We start from the raw sequence: 19,983 nt of genomic DNA, 5'->3' as shown, positions 1-19,983 counted from the left end.
AAATTGGGGGAGGTTGTCGATGTATCACGATATTGCAGAGCAACTGATTCAAGATATTCTGGCAGGACAGTATCCGGTCAAGCTGCCAACCGAGCAGGTGTTGATGGATCGTTATCAAGCCAGTCGCAACACGATTCGTAAAGCATTGGATGTGGTGTTTGCCCACGGACTGGTGCGCCGGGTTCAGGGCAGCGGCTATTACGTCATTGATCATTCGGCGCAGTCGGACGCGGTGCTTAATATGTCGATCGGTTTTGATCAGACGGCCATGGTAAAAGGTGGCCCGCTGACATCTAAAGTCGTTAAGTTTGCGCTGATCCCCGCAACGGCTGCGTTGGCTCAGCGCGGTAATGTCACCCGTGGCGATCCGGTTTACCAAGTCGTGCGACTGCGGTACTTAAAGAAGCAATTGTACGACTTGGAAGAATCGTATTTCCCGCAAGCGATTGTGCCGCATCTTTCGGCTGAGATTGCGCAAGGATCGATCTTCGCTTACTTGCGCAACACGTATCACATGGTCGGCAGTACGACCGAGAACTACATTCAAACATTGCCACTGCCAGCTGACTATGCTGACTTGATGGGGTTGCCGGTAGAAACCAATCATCTTTGTCTTGATGGGATTAACTATTTGGCAAGCGGCAAAGTTTTCAACTTTTTACGAACTTATTTTGTTTATCAGGGTCTGACGCTGTATTACCACACGACAAATATCGATTTGGAGCGGTAGGGCCGGGACTGGCTCACGCTCACCATAACGCGTTCACCAGCCCAGAAACCTGCGTGTAAGGACCTTGGTCGCAATGGCCTAAGCCCGGGCCATCACGCCCAAGGCCACTTACACTCCGGTTTCTAACCGGACTGGCTCACGCTCAAAAAATTTGAGGGGTGTAAATAATGAATAAGCTTATCAATTGGCTCAATAAACATGTTGTCCCAATCGCGGCACGGATCGGGTCGATTCGCTGGTTAGTCGCGTTGCGTGATGCTTTTATTGCCATCATGCCGGCGATGATGGCCGGAGCGATTTCTACTGTGTTGAATGCGTTGATTCGGGATATTCCAACGCAATTCGGCTGGACCGGCTTCGTGAATTCGATGCAGTGGCTGATCGGGATTAACGCGGTTGTCTGGACGGGGACGCTGGCAATTCTCGGATTGATTTTCTCGTTTACGTTCGGTTACCAACTGGCGGTTCAATATAAGGTCGAACCGGTGACGGCAGGGATCGTGACGCTGGGCACATTCATTATGAGCCTGCCGCAAAACTTTACCCTGACCTTGAAAGCTGGCTTGGCAAAAGGGGCCGTCAAAACCCTGACCGATGCCGGCGCTGTTGTTTCCGGTAAAGACGTCAGCATGTGGGGCTTCTTCAACTTTGGCAAATTCTTTGGCGCGTACGGTTTCTTCACCGTCATGCTGATGGGCGCCATTGCTGCAACGATTTATATCTGGCTGATGAAAAAGCACATCACGATTAAAATGCCGGATTCGGTTCCACCGGCTGTCGCCAATGCCTTCACCGGTATTGTACCTGCCGCGGTTGCGCTTTACGCCGTTGGTATCATCAACTATCTGTTCACCCAGTTTGGTACCACGGTGATCGAATTTATTGCTAAAGTTTTGCAGGAACCGCTGTTGGGCTTGAGCCAAGGCTATGGCGCCGTGTTACTGATGACGATTTTGGTTCAGGTTTTCTGGTTCTTCGGAATTCACGGTACCAATGTGTTGGGGCCGGTGCTTGATAGTATCTGGTTGACGGCTCAAATTGCCAACATCAACGCATTCTCAAAAGGGCAAGATCTACCATATTTATGGACCCGTAACTCCTTTGATCTGTATGCTTGGATTGGTGGCGCCGGTTCAACATTGCTGCTGTTAATCGCCATCCTGATGTTTTCAAAACGTGACGATCAGCGGGCAGTGGCTAAGTTGTCCATTGCGCCGGGCTTCTTTAACGTTAACGAGCCGGTCATGTTCGGGATGCCAATCGTGCTTGATCCGATTTACTTCATTCCGTTCATTTTGGCGCCGGTCGTGATGGTCTCAATCGCTTATGGTGCTGTTGTCAATGGGCTCGTCTCACCAATTAAAGCGCAAATTGTTTGGTCCTTGCCGCCATTTCTAAATGCTTTAGTGGCAACCATGGACTGGCGATCAGTAGTCTTGCAGCTGGTTAACATGGTGGTCGGCTTCTTAATCTACGTGCCATTTGTCAAGGCCGCCAACCGCATCAAACCCGCGCAGATTGATGATTGATTTAACAGACACGTCACGGTGCTCAGAGAGGTGATTTCTAATTGGAAATTCAAATGATGTTCAAAGTGCCGGCAGCGTTTATGTACGGCCAACTGATTCGGTCTGTGCAGGCAGATATCAAGACGCATACCGGCCGGGAAGTTCTGCCAGGCAGTCTGGATGGCTTCACGTACCAGAAAAAGTGGGCCAATGGCATGACCGGGAAGCTGACGATCACACATGCCATCGCCAATCAGCGTTACGCGTATGAGCTTGACACCGATCGCGATCATTATCAGGTGGATTATCAATTACGCGATCTCGGTGATCACAAGACAATGCTGCACTATACTGAAACAATTGAGGGTAAAACCGCTAAAGGCAAAGCTAATAATCGCACAGCCGGGTTTTTATTAAACTGGCAACGTAAGCATCGCTTTAAAAAGATGTCGCGCCAAATGGCTGCACAATATTTTAGCTAAGAAGGGATTTTTGTGAAATGAAACGATTAGGCATCTCGCTTTATCCGGATCAAAGCAGTTTCGAGGCGAACAAAGCTTATCTCGATCTGGCCCATCATTATGGTTATAGTCGTATATTCACCTCGCTCTTGCAGCTTTTGGGCGAAGACGGGGAGGATTTGTTGGCGAAGTTTAGCCAAACGATTGATTATGCTAACCAGCTTGGGTTTAAGACGATCGTGGATATCAATCCGGCATTGTTCAAGGAACTGAAGATCAGTTATGATGATCTAAGTTTTTTCGATAACCTCCATGTTTGGGGACTGCGGCTGGATGAAGGCTTCACTGGGGCAGAAGAAGCACGGATGACGCACAATCCTTATGGCTTAAAAATCGAACTGAATATGAGCCGGGGGACCAATTATCTGGCGAGTATCATGTCCTATGATCCCGATCGCGAAAACCTAATCGGCTGCCATAACTTTTATCCGCAAGCCTTCACCGGATTGAGCGATGCCATTTTTACCGAATATTCGCAGCAATACCGCCATTACGGGCTGCACACAGCGGCATTTGTGTCCTCGGCTAACGGAAAAATCGGGCCGTGGCCGATTCATGACGGCCTGCCAACGATGGAAAGTGATCGGCATCGGGATATTGCCAGTCAAACCAGCCATTTGGTGCTGACGGGTCAAATTGACGATGTGATCATCGGCAACGCGTTTGCCAGTGAGGCGGAACTTAAAGCAGTCGCCGCAAACTTTTTGGCGCCGTATCCGGTGCTGCATGCCGATATGCTGGCTAGCATGACGCCAACTGAGGGGAAAATTGCCTTTGCCGCGCCGCATCTTTATCGCGGGGACGCCTCGACTTATCTGCTGCGGGATACCCAGCCACGCATCACGTACAGTGCGGCAGATATCCCCGCTCATGACAACGATCAAGCATTCGAGCGCGGGGATATTCTGGTCGTGAATTCGGCTTATGGCCGGTACAAAGGCGAGCTGCAAATCGTTTTAGCCTCATTTAAGGATGACGGCCAGCGGAATCGGATCGGCCGCATCTGTGCGGACGACCTTGGCTTTTTGGATCTGGTTAAACCTTGGTCGACGTTTGTGTTGGAGAAGTTGAGTAATTGAGGTAAAAGCTTAGGCAATTTGTTCCGAGTCGTGCCAAACTCCGCAATCTCCGGCCAGATGGGGCTGGAACGCTGTGGGCACGACTTCGAACCCGCAAAGACCGCGGTTTCGAAGCTCGGCCTTGTTGTAGGCGGGGCAAAAAGCGCCCCACCAACAACAATTCCACTGCTGAGCCCCATCTGGCCTACGATTGCTCCGCTTTGGCACTAGGGTCTTAATGTTCCCCACAGATTATTTTCCCGTAAACAAAAGCGAAGGCACTTCCGATTTTTTGGGAAGCACCTTCGCTTTTTATTTTGACCGTTAATTATGTTCCACTTAATGCAAGACACCAGCAAAAGTCTTGATAATAACCTGACGTATCAAGTTATTGTGCTTGCTCCTTCTCATGCGCTGCGATAATTTTTTCATCCCGGGCCACCTCTTTCAAGACGTTGCTGACGGCGGTGCCGCCTAGTGACGTGCGGCGATTGACGGCGGCTTTGGAGGTGAGTTCGGCGTAGACGTCGTTTTCGATTTGCGGTGCGGCCTGTTGGAGCTCGCTTAGTGGCATTTCCTGCAGGGCGGTGCCGGATTTGATGCCTTTTAGCACGAGTTCGCCGACGATGGCATGTGCCTGGCGGAAAGGAACGCCTTTTGTGGCCAGATAGTCGGCGAGTTCGGTCGCGTTGCTGAAGTCATGCGTGGTGGCTTGAGCCATGCGCTTTTCGTGCACGGTGAGATCGCTGAGCATGCCGGTGAAAATATGCAGCGAGCCGAGAATGGTGTTGTAGGTGTCAAAAATCGGCTCCTTGTCTTCCTGCATGTCCTTGTTATAGGCCAGCGGGATCGCCTTCATGGTGGTGAGTAGTCCCATTAGAGCACCATACACCCGCCCGGTTTTGCCGCGAATAAGTTCGGCAAAGTCCGGGTTTTTCTTTTGCGGCATAATCGAACTGCCAGTGGAAAAATCATCGCCGAGTTCGATGTAGTTAAACTCAAATGTGGACCACAAGATCAGTTCTTCGGCCATCCTACTTAGATGTTGCATCAAAATGGCACTGTTGCTGAGGAATTCAAGCGCAAAGTCCCGGTCGGATACGGCGTCTAGACTGTTATGGTACAGCTGATCAAAGCCAAGTTCCTTGGCGACCAACGTGCGATCAATCGGGAAGGTGGTGCCAGCCAGCGCGGCCGCACCTAACGGCAAAATGTCGGTGTGCTTTTGGGTAAAGTCAAAACGTTCCCAGTCACGCTGGAACATTTCGAAATACGCCAACAAATAATGGCCATAGGTGATCGGCTGAGCGTGCTGCATGTGGGTGTAGCCGGGCATGATCGTGGCGGCGTGGACTTTGGCTTGGCCGACCAAAACCGTTTGTAAGTTGGTCAAGGCTTCTTTGATTTCCGGCAGACGATGCTTGAGCCAGAGGTGCAAATCGGTGGCAACTTGGTCATTACGCGAACGCGCCGTGTGCAGCTTGCCGGCAACCGGACCGATTTCGGCAGTGAGCAACGCCTCCATGTTGAGGTGAATGTCTTCATTTTCCACGGTAAAATGAAGTTTTCCGGCAGCCAGTTCTTTTTGCAGATGGTGCAGGCCGGCCGTGATTTTGTCTGCATCGGCTTGCGGGATGATGCCGGTTTTCCCTAACATTTTGACGTGGGCCAAGGAACCTTCCAGATCCTCTTTGGCCATTTGTTGGTCAAAACCGATGGAGGCGCCGAAAGCATCGACCCAGTGCGCGGCTTTTTCGGTAAAACGTCCGCCCCATAGCTTATCAGTCATGTTGCTTTTCCTCGGAGTGAACGTGGTTGACCTGCTCGAAAACGGTGGTCGGCAAAGTCCAGAGTTTGATGAAGCCGGCTGCTGCTTCCTGATCGAAGGAATCGGCGCTGGTGTAGGTGGCCAGATCTTCATCATAGAGTGAGTTATGCGCGGACTTGCGGGCAACAGCGACAGCATTGCCTTTGTAGAGTTTCATTTTGACTGTCCCGTTGACAACCGCTTGCGTCTGATCAATGAAAGCCATTAAAGCGTCGAACAAAGGTGAAATCCACTGGGCTTCATAAATCATGTTCGTAAGTTTGTTTTCGATCGTTGGCTTGAAGTGTTGCACGTCGCGTTCGAGCGTCAGATTTTCTAAGTCGTGGTGGGCGGCCATGATGACGGCAGCGGCCGGGGCTTCGTAAACTTCGCGGGACTTGATGCCCACAAGCCGGTTTTCGATTTTGTCAATCCGGCCGATGCCGTTTGCGCCGGCAATTTGATTGAGCTTTTTGATCATAGCGGCCAGCGGCATGTGTTCGTCATTTAAGGCGACCGGCACACCCTGTTCGAAGGTCAGGTCAAGAAAAGTTGGTTCGTCAGGGGCTTCTTCCGGAGCGACGGTCATGCCCCAAGCATCATCAGGCGCCTGATTCCAAGGATTCTCGAGAATACCGGCTTCATTGGCGCGGCCCCAAAGATTGGCATCAATGGAATAGGGGGATGCTTTGCCGATCGGTACCGGAACGTTGTGCTCTTTTGCGTAGTCGATTTCTTCTTCGCGTGACCAGTGAAAATCGCGAATCGGGGCCTCGATTTTCATATCGGGATCCAAGGCGTGAATCGCTGCTTCAAAACGGACCTGATCATTGCCTTTGCCGGTTGAACCGTGGGCGATGGCCGTGGCGTTTTGCTGGTGGGCAATTTTAACTAGATGCTCGATGATCAGCGGACGGGATAACGCTGAGACAAGGGGATAGTCGCCTTCATATAATGCATTAGCCTTGATGACCGGCGCGACATAGTGATCGGCAAATTCGTCTTGCGCATCAACGACGATTGAATCAATCGCCCCGACTTTAAGCGCCTTTTGCTGAATCGCGTCAAAATCGGCATCCGGCTGGCCGACGTTTAAAACCACGGCGATGACCTCGTATCCTTTATCCATCAACCAAGGAATCGCAACGGATGTGTCAAGACCGCCTGAGTAAGCTAATACAATTTTTTCTGTCATGTGTAAATATCTCCTTTTTTATTCTAGTTAAACCTTTTTTCGATCATGCGGAGCAAACGCGACAAGGTGAAGGTCATGATGAAGTAGAAAATGGCAACGACAACCAGTGGCAGGAACGGCTTGAACGAAGCACCTTGAACGACCGTGCCTTCAAACATTAATTCGGTGGCGCCGATGACGGACAGCACTGAACTTTCCTTGATATCGGTGACAAATTCGTTCCCGAGGGCCGGCCAGATGTTCTTCATGGCTTGCGGCAAGATCACATAGCGCATCGCTTGGCGTTGGTGTAGCCCCAGCGAACGGGCCGCTTCGGTTTGACCCACTGGGACAGAGTTGATCCCGCCCCGGATGATTTCGGCAACATAGGCGCCGGAGTTGATGGCCATGGCGATGGCACCGGCAACGAAGGCGCTGAGATCCAGACCGAGAATCTGGGTGCCGAAGAAAACAATGAACGCTTGGACCAGTAATGGCGTGCCTCGAATGAATTCAATGTAGACATTGGCAACGGCCTTGGCGAGCCAATTGCGGCTGAGCTTCATCAACGCCAGCAAGGTACCGATGATGGTGCCGAAGAAGACCGTCAATGCTGCGAAAATCAAGGTATAAATCGCGCCACGGATGAAGTAGTTTCCGTATTTAGCCCAGAAACCCTGGTTCTGATCTTGCAGTTTGTAAGCCGCCTGCAAATACTGCTTATACTTGGCGCCTTTGACCTTGCTGATGGTCTTGTTGACTTGTGCAAGGAGTGCCGGCGACTGCTTGTTAACCGCAATGGCAGTCGGCGCTTTGTCAGTGGCAAAATGCGGATCCAACACCATTAGGCTCGGCGTACGGGCCACATATGAATCGGCAATGGTGCTCGCCATGACGCCGGCGTCCAGTTTGTTGTAAGAAATCTGGGCGATGACGTCATTGGCCTTGTCAAGACTCGTGACCTTTGCACCAGGCAGTTGGGTTTTGGCTAACTGCTCCTGGGTGGTTTGTTTCTGCGCGCCAACCCGCTTACCGGAAAAGTCGGCGATTGATTTATACTTGGCTTTATCGGCTTTGCGAATCACCATGACCTGAGTTTCGTACAGGTATGGTTGCGAGAAATTAACCTCTTTTTCCCGTTCCGGCGTTTTGGACATACCGGAGACAATCAAATCGATTTTGCCGGTTTTCAGTGCGCCGATCAGAGCGGTGAAATTCATTTCTTTGATTTGCAGTTTCACGCCCATATCCTTGGCGATCTGTTTGGACATGGAAATATCCGCGCCGACGATGGTATCGGCCCCATTCAATGTCGCATGGAACTCCAAGGGGGCATAATCGGCAGACAGGCCAACGATCAGATAGCCGCGCTTTTGGATCGCTGCCAGATCATCGCCGGCAGCTGCGGTTGGTGTCGGTTGCTGAACGGTGAAGCCAATGAACATGGCTAAAAGTGAAACGATGGCAACTGCCCAATGTTTGATTCCCCGCATATAATTCACTCCTCGCTAATGATTATAGACTGAATATATACTCATTTCAATGAATATGCAAGGAAAATGTTAAATATGCAAAATTAATTCATTTTTAGTCAGTTGCGCGAAGCCCAGCCAGGAACGGGGAAATGAGGTGCCAAAGCTTGGTATTATCGCGAATGTAGGAGTTGTGGGTTTCACCTGGAAGAATGTGCAATTCGGCATTTTGAATATGCGTCGCAATCGTGAAGGTCTCTTTGCGGGCAATCAGGTCATGACTGCCGGCCAGCACCAGCGTCGGCACGGTGATGGTGTGCAGCATAGCTGGCGTAATTTGCGGTTCGTGAAGCATCATGGCAAGTTTAGGCGAAGGCCGATGCCCGGCAGCAATCCGAAAAAGAATTCGCGAATACCACCGCAACCCTTGAGGCGTCAAATTAGCACCAGCCACAATCAAAGCCCCCACTAACTTCGGGTGCCGAATCGCCAGCAGCAAAGCGATAATGCCGCCATCCGAAAACCCAAGAATGATCGGCCGTTGCAGCGACAACTCGCTGATCAACGCGGCGACATCTTCGGTCATGGCATCATAACTAAGCTGATCCGTGCGGGCGCTCTGGCCGTGGTCACGACTATCAAGCGCAATCACGGTATAATGCGGCGCAAGGTAAGTGATCAAGTCGCTAAAAATCGTGTGATCCTCACCATTGCCATGCAATAGAACAATCGCCGGCCCGTGCCCGCTTTTGTGATAGTAGAGTTTTAGATCGTTGTGATAGAAGAACATGGGGAACCTCCTAAAGAAAGTGAGCGTGAGCCGGCGCGGTTAGAAGTCGGAGTGTAAGTGGCCTTGGGCGTGATGGCCCGGGCTTAGGCCATTGCGACCAAGGTCCTTACACGCAGACTTCTGCGCCGGGGAACGCGTTAAAGAAAGTGAGCGTGAGCCGGCGCGTACTGCCCAAAACAAGGGCTAGACGTCAACTTTTGCGAAATTTAAAAATAAGGCGAAACAAGCGACAGAAGCGGCTTTGACGCGAGTTGCCGCTGCCGCACAGCAGGCGGGTCGCACTCGTCTTACAAAACCGTTATACTATAGAAGAGTATCTTAAACCAAGGAGGGCCGATGATGGCGAAAAAAATCTTGGTCGTTGACGATGAGAAGCCGATCTCAGATATCGTCAAGTTTAATTTGGATAAAGAAGGTTACGATGTCGTAACCGCTTATGATGGCGAAGAAGCCTTAAAGAAAGTTGAATCAGAATCACCCGATTTGATTTTACTTGACCTGATGTTACCGAAAATCGATGGGCTTGAAGTTGCCCGACAAATTCGAAAAGAACATGACACACCGATTATTATGCTGACTGCAAAAGATTCCGAAATTGATAAGGTCTTGGGACTGGAGCTTGGTGCGGATGATTATGTCACCAAACCATTTTCCAATCGTGAGCTGGTCGCGCGCGTGAAAGCCAATTTGCGGCGAACCTCAGCATCAAGCGCCGCCAATAACGAAGAGGATGAGGCCAATCGTGAACTGCAAGTCGGCGATCTGACGATTCATCCGGATGCCTATACGGTTTCGAAACGTGGCGAAAATATCGAACTGACGCACCGCGAGTTTGAATTGCTGCACTATTTGGCGCGCCATTTGGGTCAGGTCATGACCCGGGAACATTTACTGCAAACCGTCTGGGGTTACGATTATTTTGGCGATGTCCGGACAGTTGACGTGACCGTTCGGCGGTTGCGCGAAAAAATCGAGGATAATCCGTCTCATCCGGAATGGCTGGTGACCCGGCGCGGCGTTGGCTATTATTTGCGGAATCCTGATGCTGAATAATTAGGAGCACCACTCTTGAATAAAAAGATTCGCTTCTTTCAGTCGATTCATTTTAAAATCGCGATCGTCTTTATTCTTTTGTTGGTCGTGACGTTGGAAATGATCGGGGCCTATTTTGTGAAGACCCTGGAGCAACAAAACATCGAGCAGTTTAAAACAAGTGTGAACGTGGACAGCTATATCCAGGATAAGCTGGCCGCGGATTTGTTGCGCACTGATACGGATAATGCCAATGATGATATCAAAAGCACGCTGAGCCAAGCAGATATTGCCAACTCAGCTGATTTACAAGTGGTGGATTCAAAAGGGACGATTCGCGGCGACAGTGACATTAATGCCCAGACCAATGTAGGCCAGAAGTCGGCTAATTCCAACATTAAAAATACGCTGTACTCAGGCCAACAGTATGAAGGTTATGAGTATCGCGATCGAACCGGTTCGACTTATTACAAAGTGATTCCGATTAAGAATCCGAATGCCACCGGCGACAACAACTCGGTTATCGGCGCGATTGCGATTTCGGCATCCATGGAGCAGGCCTATGACAGTATTAACAAGATTGTCGGCATTTTCCTGATTTCCAGTTTGGTGGCCGGCTTACTGGGCACACTACTTTCGATTGTCATCAGCCGGGCGATTACCCGGCCGATCGACGAAATGAAGAAGCAGGCGATTCGCATGGCCCGCGGTGACTATTCCGGGCAAGTACGCATTTATGGTCAGGATGAACTCGGTCAGTTGGCGGTTGCGGTCAATAATCTGAGTGTCCGGGTTGAAGAAGCCCAGGAAGCATCTGAGGCGGAGCGCCGGCGCTTGGACAGTGTGCTGGCGCATATGACCGATGGCGTGATTGCGACGGATCGCCGTGGTAACGTCATTATCATCAACCAGACGGCCTTAAACTTCCTCAACACCAAAAATGAGGATGTCATCGGCGTCTCGATTTTGAAACTGCTCAACATTGCCAAGGATTACACCTTACGTGATTTGCTGGAGCATCAAACCGAGTTGTTACTCGATTTTTCAGAAAAAATGGATCATGACCTGATTTTGCGGGTGGATTTTAGCCTGATTCAACGCGAAACCGGCTTTATTTCCGGCTTGGTTGCGGTCTTGCATGATGTTACCGAGCAGCAAAAGATTGATCGTGATCGGAAGGAATTTGTCTCGAATGTCTCGCACGAGTTGCGGACGCCGCTGACGTCAGTACGCAGTTATATCGAAGCTTTGAGTGATGGTGCCTGGAAAGATCCGAAGTTGGCGCCACGTTTTCTGAACGTGACCCAAGAGGAAACAGATCGCATGATTCGGATGATTAACGACTTGCTGAGTCTGTCCCGGCTGGATTCCGGCACCAGTAAATTTAATCTGGAGACCGTTAATCTCAACGAATTCTTCAATTATGTACTGGATCGCTTTGACATGATGCTTAAGACCGATAACGAACACACTGGCGAAGCACGAACCGCCCAGCCGTTGCCGCAACCTGATGGCCATAAGAAACGCTATTCGATTAAGCGGGAAATTACCAATGAGGATCTTTGGGTCGAAATTGATACTGATAAGTTCATGCAAGTGATCGATAACATCATGAATAACGCGATTAAATACAGTCCGGATGGCGGCGTGATCACGGCTCGGCTGTTCCAGACGCATGATCACGTGATTTTGTCCATTAGCGACCAGGGTCTGGGCATTCCGCGTCAGGATCTGGGCAAAATTTTCGACCGCTTCTATCGGGTCGACAAGGCGCGCTCACGCAAACAAGGCGGTACCGGCTTAGGCTTGGCGATTTCCAAGGAAGTTGTCGAAGCCTTGCATGGCCGCATCTGGGTTGATTCCCAAGAGGGTCGCGGCAGTACCTTCTATATTTCATTGCCTTACGAACCGATCACAGACGGAGGGGATGACTGGGATGAAGCTTAGTAATTGGATTTTGCGGGTTAGCCTGATTGCCATGGTCATCTTGAGCTTCGTCTTCACGTCGCTAATTTGGCGGAACCCTTCACGGCAGGAGCGGCGGAACACATCGAATGTGCAGGTGACGACCGAGAACGATCCGAACGTTAAAAAACTGGAAGGCACTATTTATCTGCCGAATCAGGTTTACTACACGCATGGCGGTCAAAAGCAGTTGCTGATGGAAGCCAACGCGAATATGGGTCGGCAAGTACGCCAAACCATGGCTGATTGGCACATGACGAAAATCAAAACGATTGGCAAGGTTTCTTCGACTAACTATGACAATTATTTGCAGCAGGACGACAGTTTACAGCTGATTTACCAAGATGTGATGAGCTTTAAGCAGTTTGAACAGTGGTATTTCAACAAACAGCCAAACCTCAAGTCATCAGACTTTCATTTTAATCGCATCCTGTTGAATCTGGAGACCGGTGCTAATCGTCTGACGTTCATTAATGACGCAACGCGCACGGTTTATGAAGCGAAGCTAACGAATGTGACGACCGGGCAGTTAGAAAATCTGGTTAAAAGGCGGAGCACCAAAGCTTTTCCAATTGAAGAAAAACGGTTGAGCGGTAATGAGGTTGCCTTTTTCACCCAGCCGATTAAGTTGCAGCCGTATGCGTATTTGATGGATCAACAAAGTGCCAATTATTATGTTTCCTTGTTGATGCCGTCTAAGACAGCCAGCAATGTGGATGCCCGGGAAATCGGTGATAGTACGCTGTATACGGCCGGATCGACCCGCCGGATGACCGCTGATTCGACGACCGGGGCCATTGAGTTTGAAAATTATGCGGCAGCTTTTCCCAATAATGGCCTGGCTAATTTCTTCCATGCGACGTTCAAAGGGCTTAGTGCCTTGCAGATGACGAATCTGTCCAGCATGCGGTATTTCCAGTATGATGCGAGTCGCGGTTCTGTCATTTATAAAACGTATGCGCAAGGGTTTCCGATTTTTAATGCCGATCAAAAAGGCGACGTGACAGTTCGGTACACCCAAACGTCCGAGGAGATTAATTTTTCCAATACCAATTTGACGGTGCCGATTCCGACGAACCAGCCTGCGCAAACCTTGCCGGCAACTGCTACTGTCGTGAATCAACTGGTGGCGGCAGGTTACCGGGCGAGTCAGATTACGGATATTCTGATTGGCTATCAGTGGACCGGCAGCAGTAATGATCAGCAGGTGGTTGATCTGCAGCCGACTTATTATGTCGAGATGAAGGGCGAGTATCGCGACTATCAAAGTTGGTTGAATCATAGCAGTGCTTCTTCTGCCAGTGCTGCTAGCAGCCAAACGGCAACCCCAAGTAATAATGCGGCAGCTGGCAGTTCGAGTGATCCGGGGGCGTCGCAGTGACTGAAGGCCTACACTCCGGTTTCTAACCGGGCTGGTTCACGCTCAGCTTAGGAGGCGAGTACTGTGGATTTTCGACGAATTGAATGGATCTTTCTGGTTGTCTTCGTTGGCTTGAATATTTTTCTGGGCATCAGCTATTTTCAGGCGCAGCAAGTCGATCTGGCGACGATTAAGAGCGGGGATGCGGCGACGATTACCGATATTACCCGCGATCAGATTAAGTTGCCGCATTTAAGCAAAAAGACACCTCAAGGCGATTACCTTGCCAGCCAAGCTAACACCGCCTTGTCAGCGGCGCGGAGTCTGCTTGTGAAGCAGCAGGTGACGATTAGCGAAGGTGACTATCAAGAGCTGCAGGCGAGTTTGGATGAGCCGATTACCTTGAAGAAAAACCAGGAACAACAGCAGCTGGCCACATTTGTTAAAAACAACGTCTATCACGGCAAAGAGTACGAATATGCGCCGGCGCTTTCTAACGATGAGCGAATCGTCTTTGCTCAGCATCCTAAAGCCGGGTTAATTTATGATCGGCGTGCAGCGGTCACTTTACATGTTAACGATAATCGCCTGGTAAGCTACACACAGACCTACCTGTCTAAGTTGAGCGTGTTACGGGATCGCTTGAATTTAATGAGTGAGCAGGACGCCGTAATCGCCCTGTATCGGGACAACGACATTCCAAACAATTCGGCGATTGTTTCGACTCAATTAGCCTATAGTTACCTACTTGACGCAAAAGGCAGCACGGTTTATGTGCCCGCCTGGTACATTGGCGTTAAAAATCGGGCAACCGGAAATGTTACGGTTAAACGTGTCAATGCGATTACGCGAACGGTTATGAAGAATCGCAGTGACAATTAGTGTTAGAATGTAAAGCGATAACGGCTGGGTGCCAAATTAGGTAGTCAGCCGAATGGTAAAGTTGGGAGATGTTGATCGTGGGCGAAGATTTTGGGATGCGTGTCAGTGTCCTTGCCAGCAGCAGTTCCGGTAACGCAACCTACATTGAAACGCCTGGTCACAAGGTGCTGGTTGATGCCGGCTTGTCCGGTAAGAAAATTGAAAAGCTCATGCAAAGCATCGGGCGGGATCTGACCGATGTGGACAGTGTTTTCATCACGCACGAACATAGCGATCATGTGCGCGGTGTCGGCGTTTTGGCGCGACGTTATCCGCAAATTAGTGTGTACGCCAATGCCAAGACGTTTGCGGCGCTACCAAAAAGTGTCGGTAAGATTCCAGAAGATCAGTTGCGGCTTTTTGATATGGGCGCAACGCTGACTTTAGGCGATCTGGATGTTGAAAGCTTTGGCGTTTCGCATGATGCTGCGGCGCCACAGTTTTATCAATTTCATCATGATGGCAAGACTTTCACGATCCTGACTGATACCGGTTATGTGTCGGATCGGGTGGCCGGGACGATTCGCGATGCTGATGCTTATGTGATGGAGTGCAATCACGATCTTGAGATGTTGCGGACCGGCCCGTATCCATGGCCGTTGAAGCAACGAATTTTGAGCGATCAAGGGCATTTGTCCAATGAGGACGGTGCCGATGCGCTGATGGATGTGATTGGCTTGCGCACCAAGCGAATTTATCTCGGACATCTATCGCCACATAATAATAATAAACCGCTGGCTCATTTAACCGTTGCCTCGTTATTGGCACAACAAGGGCTCGCGGTTGATCACGATTTTCATCTTTATGATACTGATCCGGCCATTGCCGATCCATTGTTTGTTGTGTGAGATGATTGGTGCAGTGTTTCGGATAGCAGTTGGTAGGAAAAAGCAGACGACTTGTGCATAGGGTTGGCCGCTTTTTTTCTTTTTGACGTGTGTTATGTGTGCCATAACGCGTTCGCCGGCGCAGAAACCTGCGTGTAAGGACCTCGTTCGCAATGGCCTAAGTTCAGGCCATCACGCCCGAGGCCACTTACACTCCGGTTTCTAAGCGCGCCGGCTCACGCTCATTAAAAAAAGCCCTATGTTGTTCATAATTTCGTCAAAATCGCCACTTACAATAATGATTGTAAACAGGGTGAGTTAGAATTGCCCACAAGGAGGATCAAGTTATGGATAATGGAAGTCATAACTTTCAAGAGACACCACAAGATCAGCAACCGCAACGGGGGTCGAAGAAGCCGAAGAATAGCGGCTGGAAACTGATTGCGATTGTGGCGGTGGTTGCTGCTTTGATCGGTGGCGGTGTTGGTGGCGGGACCGCCTACTGGGCGATGAACCACAATGCCAGTCTTGGCGTGACCGATACTTCCGGCAAGGCAGGGACGACGAAAATCTCTAATGTCTCGGTTAACCAAAGCAGCGCATCGGAGCAGGCTTTTGCTAAAGTCAAAGGTGCCGTTGTTTCCGTTGTGAATATGCAAAAAGCCGAAAGTAACAGCGATGGCCTTGACACTTTTGGCGGCCTTGAAGGTATTTTTGGTCAAGGTAACCAACAAAGTAGCAGCAGTTCGAGTAACAGTTCTTCAAGCCTTGAAGAAGCCAGCGAAGGTTCTGGTGTGATTTACCAAAAGAAAGACGGCAAAGCCTATATTGTCACGAATAATCACGTGGTTAGCGGCTCGGATAAACTTGAGGTCATTTTAAGCGATGGCACCAAGTTGACGGCTAGCTTAGTCGGAACCGATTCGACGTCTGACTTAGCGGTTCTGACGATTGATGGCAGCAAGGTCACCACCGTCGCAAGTTTTGGCGATTCAAGTAAGATTGCAGCCGGGCAGACTGTCTTAGCGATTGGCTCGCCGCTGGGTTCACAATACGCGACCAGCGTGACCCAGGGGATTGTCAGTGCCAAGAGCCGAACGATTGATGTCACGGACAGTAACGGCAATACAACTGGCCAGGCAACGGTTATTCAGACTGATGCCGCGATTAACTCAGGAAATTCCGGTGGCCCGCTGATTAACTTAGCCGGGCAGGTCGTCGGGATTAACTCAATGAAGCTATCCGGTAGTTCCAGCAGCAGTTCTGACAGTGCCACAATCGAAGGCATGGGCTTCGCAATTCCAAGTGACGAAGTGGTTTCGATCATCAACCAGCTTGTACAAAACGGCAAAGTCGTTCGGCCAGCGCTTGGCGTTGAGGTTCGCGACTTATCCACCGTTTCTGCCACACAGCAAAAGTCAGTCCTGAAATTGCCATCTAGCATCACCGGTGGCGTCGTGGTTGCCGGCTTTACCAGTGGCAGCAGTGCCAAGACAGCAGGGATGAAGAAGTATGATGTCATTACCGCGTTGGATGGCGTCAATGTTACCAACACAGCTGAGTTACACACACAACTGTATAAACACAAGGTTGGCGATACGATTAAGCTCACCGTGTATCGCGAAGGTCAGCAACAAACCGTTTCATTTAAACTGACTCAGACGACCAGCGATTTAAAGAATTAAATTCATGGACGTGGCTGGGACGTAATTCTCAGCTTCAAAATAAAGACGGTCGAACTTCCATTGTCTGGAATGTTCGGTCGTCTTTCGTTTTCTGTTGATTTAAGCATCTTTTTCAATTTTGAGCATAGCAGAGCGTGGTCTCTGTGGATACATAAAAAGGCCCCAAAATTCCAGATCGTTCGGAATTTCAAGACCTTTTAGTTTGAAGTTGGAGTTATTCTTCAACCTCGTCGGTGCATGAATCTATTTTACCCTTTGCTTTTTATTGTGGTGAAGAAACGTCTGGACGGCTCCGTAATCAGCTTGCCTGGACGGATGCACTACATATGATATGACTTTAGAATTGACCCGGTAAAAGAACAGTCCTCGTCGTTCATATAAGTTATAAAAATACGTAGTACTTAGAAATGATCTTTTTGTCCATATCAACTGGTAAGCTTTACCATTCATGCGAATTGCGGCCTCATGCTCACCCCAAAATTGATTTATGTCACTTTGTCCAAAGGTAGAGATAAAAGTCTGGTGTACACTTGCATTGAACAAAAATAACCCGGAAACCATCAAAACATAAGATAGATAAACTTGGAGTCTCGTTCGCTTTATTTGCTTACCATTTATATAAATTTCCCTGATCAGAAAAAACAAAAACAAAGAAAGCGATCCTACGCCAAGAAGTGTCTGGATCATTGTATGACTAGCAAAGACAAGTGATATAAGAAAGCATACAACTAACACTGCTATTGCGTTCAAATACTTCCAATAAGTCGTCAGATTCACTCCTCTATTTTTCATAGTCACTGCGCAAGAAAAACTGTCAAAGCCTTATATTACAGTCTAATGCATGCGACTGTAAACGTACATCAGTTTTCTAAATGATTTTGAGCTGCAATAAGTTTCCTCTTAGCAAAGAATCCCCGATTGAGAATGTTCGGTTCTTGATCGGGGATTTTTTCGACTCATTCGCGTAGTTAGTCGGAAGCGGTTTCCCCAAATTTTAACGAAAGTTTAGCGAATAACCTGTGGAAAAGTTCAAGAAAAAGTTTTGTCAAGAGTGGGTAACTTTTTGGTAAAAGTGCTCATTGACCTGTGGATAACTCTGTGGATACTGTTCATAACTAAGATTTTCGGGTGTGATTAAGTTGTCCACCGATCTGGGGATAACTTGTGGATAAACTTTTTTGACTTGTGACAAAACGTTTGTTCCCAGCCGTGGGAGCGGGATTGGTGCGCTGAAGTTTGTGAAATCGAACGATTAAAAACTGTGGATGACTGCATTCAAAAAATTTTTTACTTGAATTTTTCGAATCGTCTATTTGGTGTCAATTCCAGTTCTTCATACTATATTTTGGGTGTCAAGTTACGCACATGTGGATAACCCGTGTGGACAACCTGTTGTTGATTGCGAAAAACTCGGAATTTGACTTCTGGTGACAAACTGGATACCATAAAGATGGTAAATAAGTTGTGCACAATGTATTGAAAGGATGGTCCAACATGAAGATCACGATCAAACCAGCTGCGGAGACTTATTTGAACAACCATGTTGCCAAGGATCAACATTTGTTCCTGGCATTGGATGATGGTTCGAGTAAGTATTCCAAATTAGGCGGTTCCTGTGCCATTGGCAATAAGTACCAAATTGTCGTGACGGATACGGACGATCAGGATTATGCACTGCCGCTTGAGAACGATGCCGGCTTCAACTTGACGACCGGCGATCCGGAGACGGATTATTTCGGCAGCGGGCTAACGCTTGATTTCAAGAATGCTTCGTTAGCTTTGCGCGATGATAGCGGCATTTTGGACGGCGCGGTGACACTGAACCATGTGACAGCAAAACCGCAATCCGATGACAAGCGGCGTGAAGAAATGAAATCCTTGGGCGGCAAGATTTGCTAAATAGCGGATCGCTATTGCCAGTTTCGGGGACAGAAACTGTGAAGTAACAAAAGCTAGAAGAACAGAATTAGCACTCGGACATGACGAGTGCTAATTTTTGTGTTATACTTTAGGTGTTCTGAAGGAACAGTAATGACGTCAATGTCCATAACGCGTTCGCAGTCGCAGAAATCTCCGTGTAAGGACTTCAGACGTAAATGGCTGAACTTTGGCCATTTACGTCTGAAGCCACTTACACTCCGATTTCTAAGCGCTCCTGCTCACGCTCACCTTTACTAAGAAAGGAAGTTTTCGATGATGGCTAATGATCTTATGCGGCGCAATGATTGGTTGGATGATCCATTCTTCAATGATTTAGGGCGGCATATTTTTGACAGCTTCACACCTAGTCGTGGTGGTGATAGCAGTCGCCTGCTGAAAACGGATATTCAGGAAAATGACAAGTCATATGTTGTGAAGGTGGATGTTCCCGGTATCGAGAAGCCAAACATTAATCTGAGTTACGATCATGGCGTTCTGAGTGTTGCGGTTAAGCATGAAGAGCAAGCCGATCATTCAGACAACGAAGGCAACATGCTGATGTCTGAACGTAGCTATGGTCGGATGAGCCGCAGCTATCGGTTGCCAAATGTTGATGAGGGTAAGATCAGCGCTAAAGTCACTGATGGTGTCTTGACGATTGATCTGCCTAAGTTGACAAGTGATCAGGAAGGCAACCATCAGATCACGATTGACTAATTCGGATCTGTTTGCCTAGCAACACGATTCACACCAAAGGTTCCCATCGAAAAAATCGGTGGGAGCCTTTTTTTGGTGTGAGCGCGAGCCGGCGCGCTTAGGGGTCGGAGTGTAAGTGGCCTCAGGCGTGATGGCCCGAACTTAGGCCATTGCGACTGAGGTCCTTACCCGCAGGCTTCTGGGCCGGGGAGCGCGTTATAGCAAACAGAAGCAGCAGGCGTAAGAATCAGCGACCATCTTGGCAGCGGATTCTTTCAAACCATTCCCAATCGCATGTGAAATTGACGCACAAATAAGCTTCAATCCGCGAATCTTTTACCTGCAAAGGCGTATAATGGAAGGTAAATATTAGGGACGCCAAAAAATAAACCGGGTACATCATTACCGTTAAAGCGGCAAAAGGGCGCGGTGTTAACGGGATCTTTCCCAGTAAGTTAGCCCAAGCTGAATTGGGCGTTGCGTGAAAAACATTTTCCAAGCCAGATTATATTAGTTC

Annotated in this window: 17 protein-coding genes; 12 read left to right on the top strand and 5 right to left on the bottom strand. The window is 49.1% G+C overall.

The window, feature by feature from the left end; translation table 11 throughout:
- Window positions 1–19 precede the first annotated feature (19 nt).
- The 4 genes from LACSTY_RS14215 to LACSTY_RS14200 all read left to right on the top strand — a co-directional run bounded on the left by LACSTY_RS14215 (window position 20) and on the right by LACSTY_RS14200 (window position 3,838).
- Window positions 20–730 (top strand): GntR family transcriptional regulator, encoded by a 711-nt coding sequence (locus tag LACSTY_RS14215; protein ID WP_087913135.1) that lies wholly within the window; start codon window positions 20–22, stop codon window positions 728–730.
- A gap of 167 nt (window positions 731–897) precedes the next feature.
- The gene (locus tag LACSTY_RS14210; protein WP_087913134.1) at window positions 898–2,259 is read left to right on the top strand and encodes a PTS sugar transporter subunit IIC; all 1,362 of its coding nucleotides are present in this window, start codon (window positions 898–900) and stop codon (window positions 2,257–2,259) included.
- Between the two features lie 41 nt (window positions 2,260–2,300).
- The gene (locus LACSTY_RS14205) at window positions 2,301–2,720 is read left to right on the top strand and encodes a DUF3284 domain-containing protein (RefSeq protein WP_087913133.1); all 420 of its coding nucleotides are present in this window, start codon (window positions 2,301–2,303) and stop codon (window positions 2,718–2,720) included.
- 17 nt (window positions 2,721–2,737) lie between these two features.
- Window positions 2,738–3,838, top strand: coding sequence for a DUF871 domain-containing protein (locus LACSTY_RS14200; protein ID WP_087913132.1), 1,101 nt, complete (start codon window positions 2,738–2,740; stop codon window positions 3,836–3,838).
- A gap of 367 nt (window positions 3,839–4,205) precedes the next feature.
- On the opposite strand, the gene argH is transcribed toward LACSTY_RS14200, so the two are convergent.
- The 4 genes from argH to LACSTY_RS14180 all read right to left on the bottom strand — a co-directional run bounded on the left by argH (window position 4,206) and on the right by LACSTY_RS14180 (window position 9,060).
- Complete coding sequence (gene argH, locus LACSTY_RS14195) at window positions 4,206–5,606, bottom strand: argininosuccinate lyase (protein ID WP_087913131.1); 1,401 nt, start codon at window positions 5,604–5,606, stop codon at window positions 4,206–4,208.
- Entirely contained in the window at window positions 5,599–6,819 is a 1,221-nt protein-coding gene (locus tag LACSTY_RS14190; protein WP_010490507.1) for an argininosuccinate synthase, read from the bottom strand. The genes argH and LACSTY_RS14190 overlap by 8 nt, the downstream gene beginning before the upstream one ends.
- Window positions 6,820–6,842: 23 nt before the next feature.
- The gene (locus LACSTY_RS14185) at window positions 6,843–8,291 is read right to left on the bottom strand and encodes an ABC transporter substrate-binding protein/permease (protein WP_087913130.1); all 1,449 of its coding nucleotides are present in this window, start codon (window positions 8,289–8,291) and stop codon (window positions 6,843–6,845) included.
- A gap of 94 nt (window positions 8,292–8,385) precedes the next feature.
- Window positions 8,386–9,060 (bottom strand): alpha/beta fold hydrolase, encoded by a 675-nt coding sequence (locus LACSTY_RS14180; protein WP_087913129.1) that lies wholly within the window; start codon window positions 9,058–9,060, stop codon window positions 8,386–8,388.
- A gap of 339 nt (window positions 9,061–9,399) precedes the next feature.
- Between LACSTY_RS14180 and yycF the strand changes: the two genes are divergently transcribed.
- The 6 genes from yycF (at window position 9,400) to LACSTY_RS14150 (ending at window position 16,850) form a co-directional block, all read left to right on the top strand.
- Window positions 9,400–10,113 carry a response regulator YycF gene (gene yycF / locus LACSTY_RS14175; RefSeq protein ID WP_049169559.1) on the top strand — a complete coding sequence of 238 codons (714 nt, stop codon included), beginning with the start codon at window positions 9,400–9,402 and terminating at the stop codon, window positions 10,111–10,113.
- Window positions 10,114–10,128: 15 nt separating this feature from the next.
- Window positions 10,129–12,039 (top strand): cell wall metabolism sensor histidine kinase WalK, encoded by a 1,911-nt coding sequence (walK, locus tag LACSTY_RS14170; protein WP_010490516.1) that lies wholly within the window; start codon window positions 10,129–10,131, stop codon window positions 12,037–12,039.
- A complete protein-coding gene (locus LACSTY_RS14165) occupies window positions 12,029–13,438 on the top strand; it encodes a YycH family regulatory protein (RefSeq protein ID WP_087913128.1) in 1,410 nt (469 codons plus the stop codon). The genes walK and LACSTY_RS14165 overlap by 11 nt, the downstream gene beginning before the upstream one ends.
- A gap of 63 nt (window positions 13,439–13,501) precedes the next feature.
- Window positions 13,502–14,299: a two-component system regulatory protein YycI gene (locus LACSTY_RS14160; protein ID WP_087913127.1), complete on the top strand. Its 798-nt coding sequence runs from the start codon at window positions 13,502–13,504 to the stop codon at window positions 14,297–14,299.
- Between the two features lie 68 nt (window positions 14,300–14,367).
- A complete protein-coding gene (locus LACSTY_RS14155) occupies window positions 14,368–15,186 on the top strand; it encodes an MBL fold metallo-hydrolase (protein WP_049169556.1) in 819 nt (272 codons plus the stop codon).
- A 326-nt stretch (window positions 15,187–15,512) separates the two neighbouring features.
- Window positions 15,513–16,850, top strand: a complete 1,338-nt coding sequence (locus tag LACSTY_RS14150) for a S1C family serine protease (RefSeq protein ID WP_087913126.1) — start codon at window positions 15,513–15,515, stop codon at window positions 16,848–16,850.
- Between the two features lie 243 nt (window positions 16,851–17,093).
- On the opposite strand, the gene LACSTY_RS14145 is transcribed toward LACSTY_RS14150, so the two are convergent.
- Window positions 17,094–17,642 (bottom strand): hypothetical protein, encoded by a 549-nt coding sequence (locus LACSTY_RS14145; protein WP_087913125.1) that lies wholly within the window; start codon window positions 17,640–17,642, stop codon window positions 17,094–17,096.
- Between the two features lie 702 nt (window positions 17,643–18,344).
- Here LACSTY_RS14145 and LACSTY_RS14140 point away from each other — a divergent pair.
- Entirely contained in the window at window positions 18,345–18,749 is a 405-nt protein-coding gene (locus tag LACSTY_RS14140) for an iron-sulfur cluster biosynthesis family protein (RefSeq protein ID WP_087913124.1), read from the top strand.
- Between the two features lie 297 nt (window positions 18,750–19,046).
- Window positions 19,047–19,487 carry an Hsp20/alpha crystallin family protein gene (locus tag LACSTY_RS14135; protein WP_087913311.1) on the top strand — a complete coding sequence of 147 codons (441 nt, stop codon included), beginning with the start codon at window positions 19,047–19,049 and terminating at the stop codon, window positions 19,485–19,487.
- The last annotated feature ends 496 nt before the right edge of the window (window positions 19,488–19,983 follow it).

This window comes from Lacticaseibacillus styriensis (assembly GCF_030770295.1).
Classification (GTDB): Bacteria; Bacillota; Bacilli; order Lactobacillales; family Lactobacillaceae; genus Lacticaseibacillus; species Lacticaseibacillus casei.
Note: the sequence above shows the minus strand (reverse complement) of the source record. Positions and strands in the feature narration are given on the sequence as shown.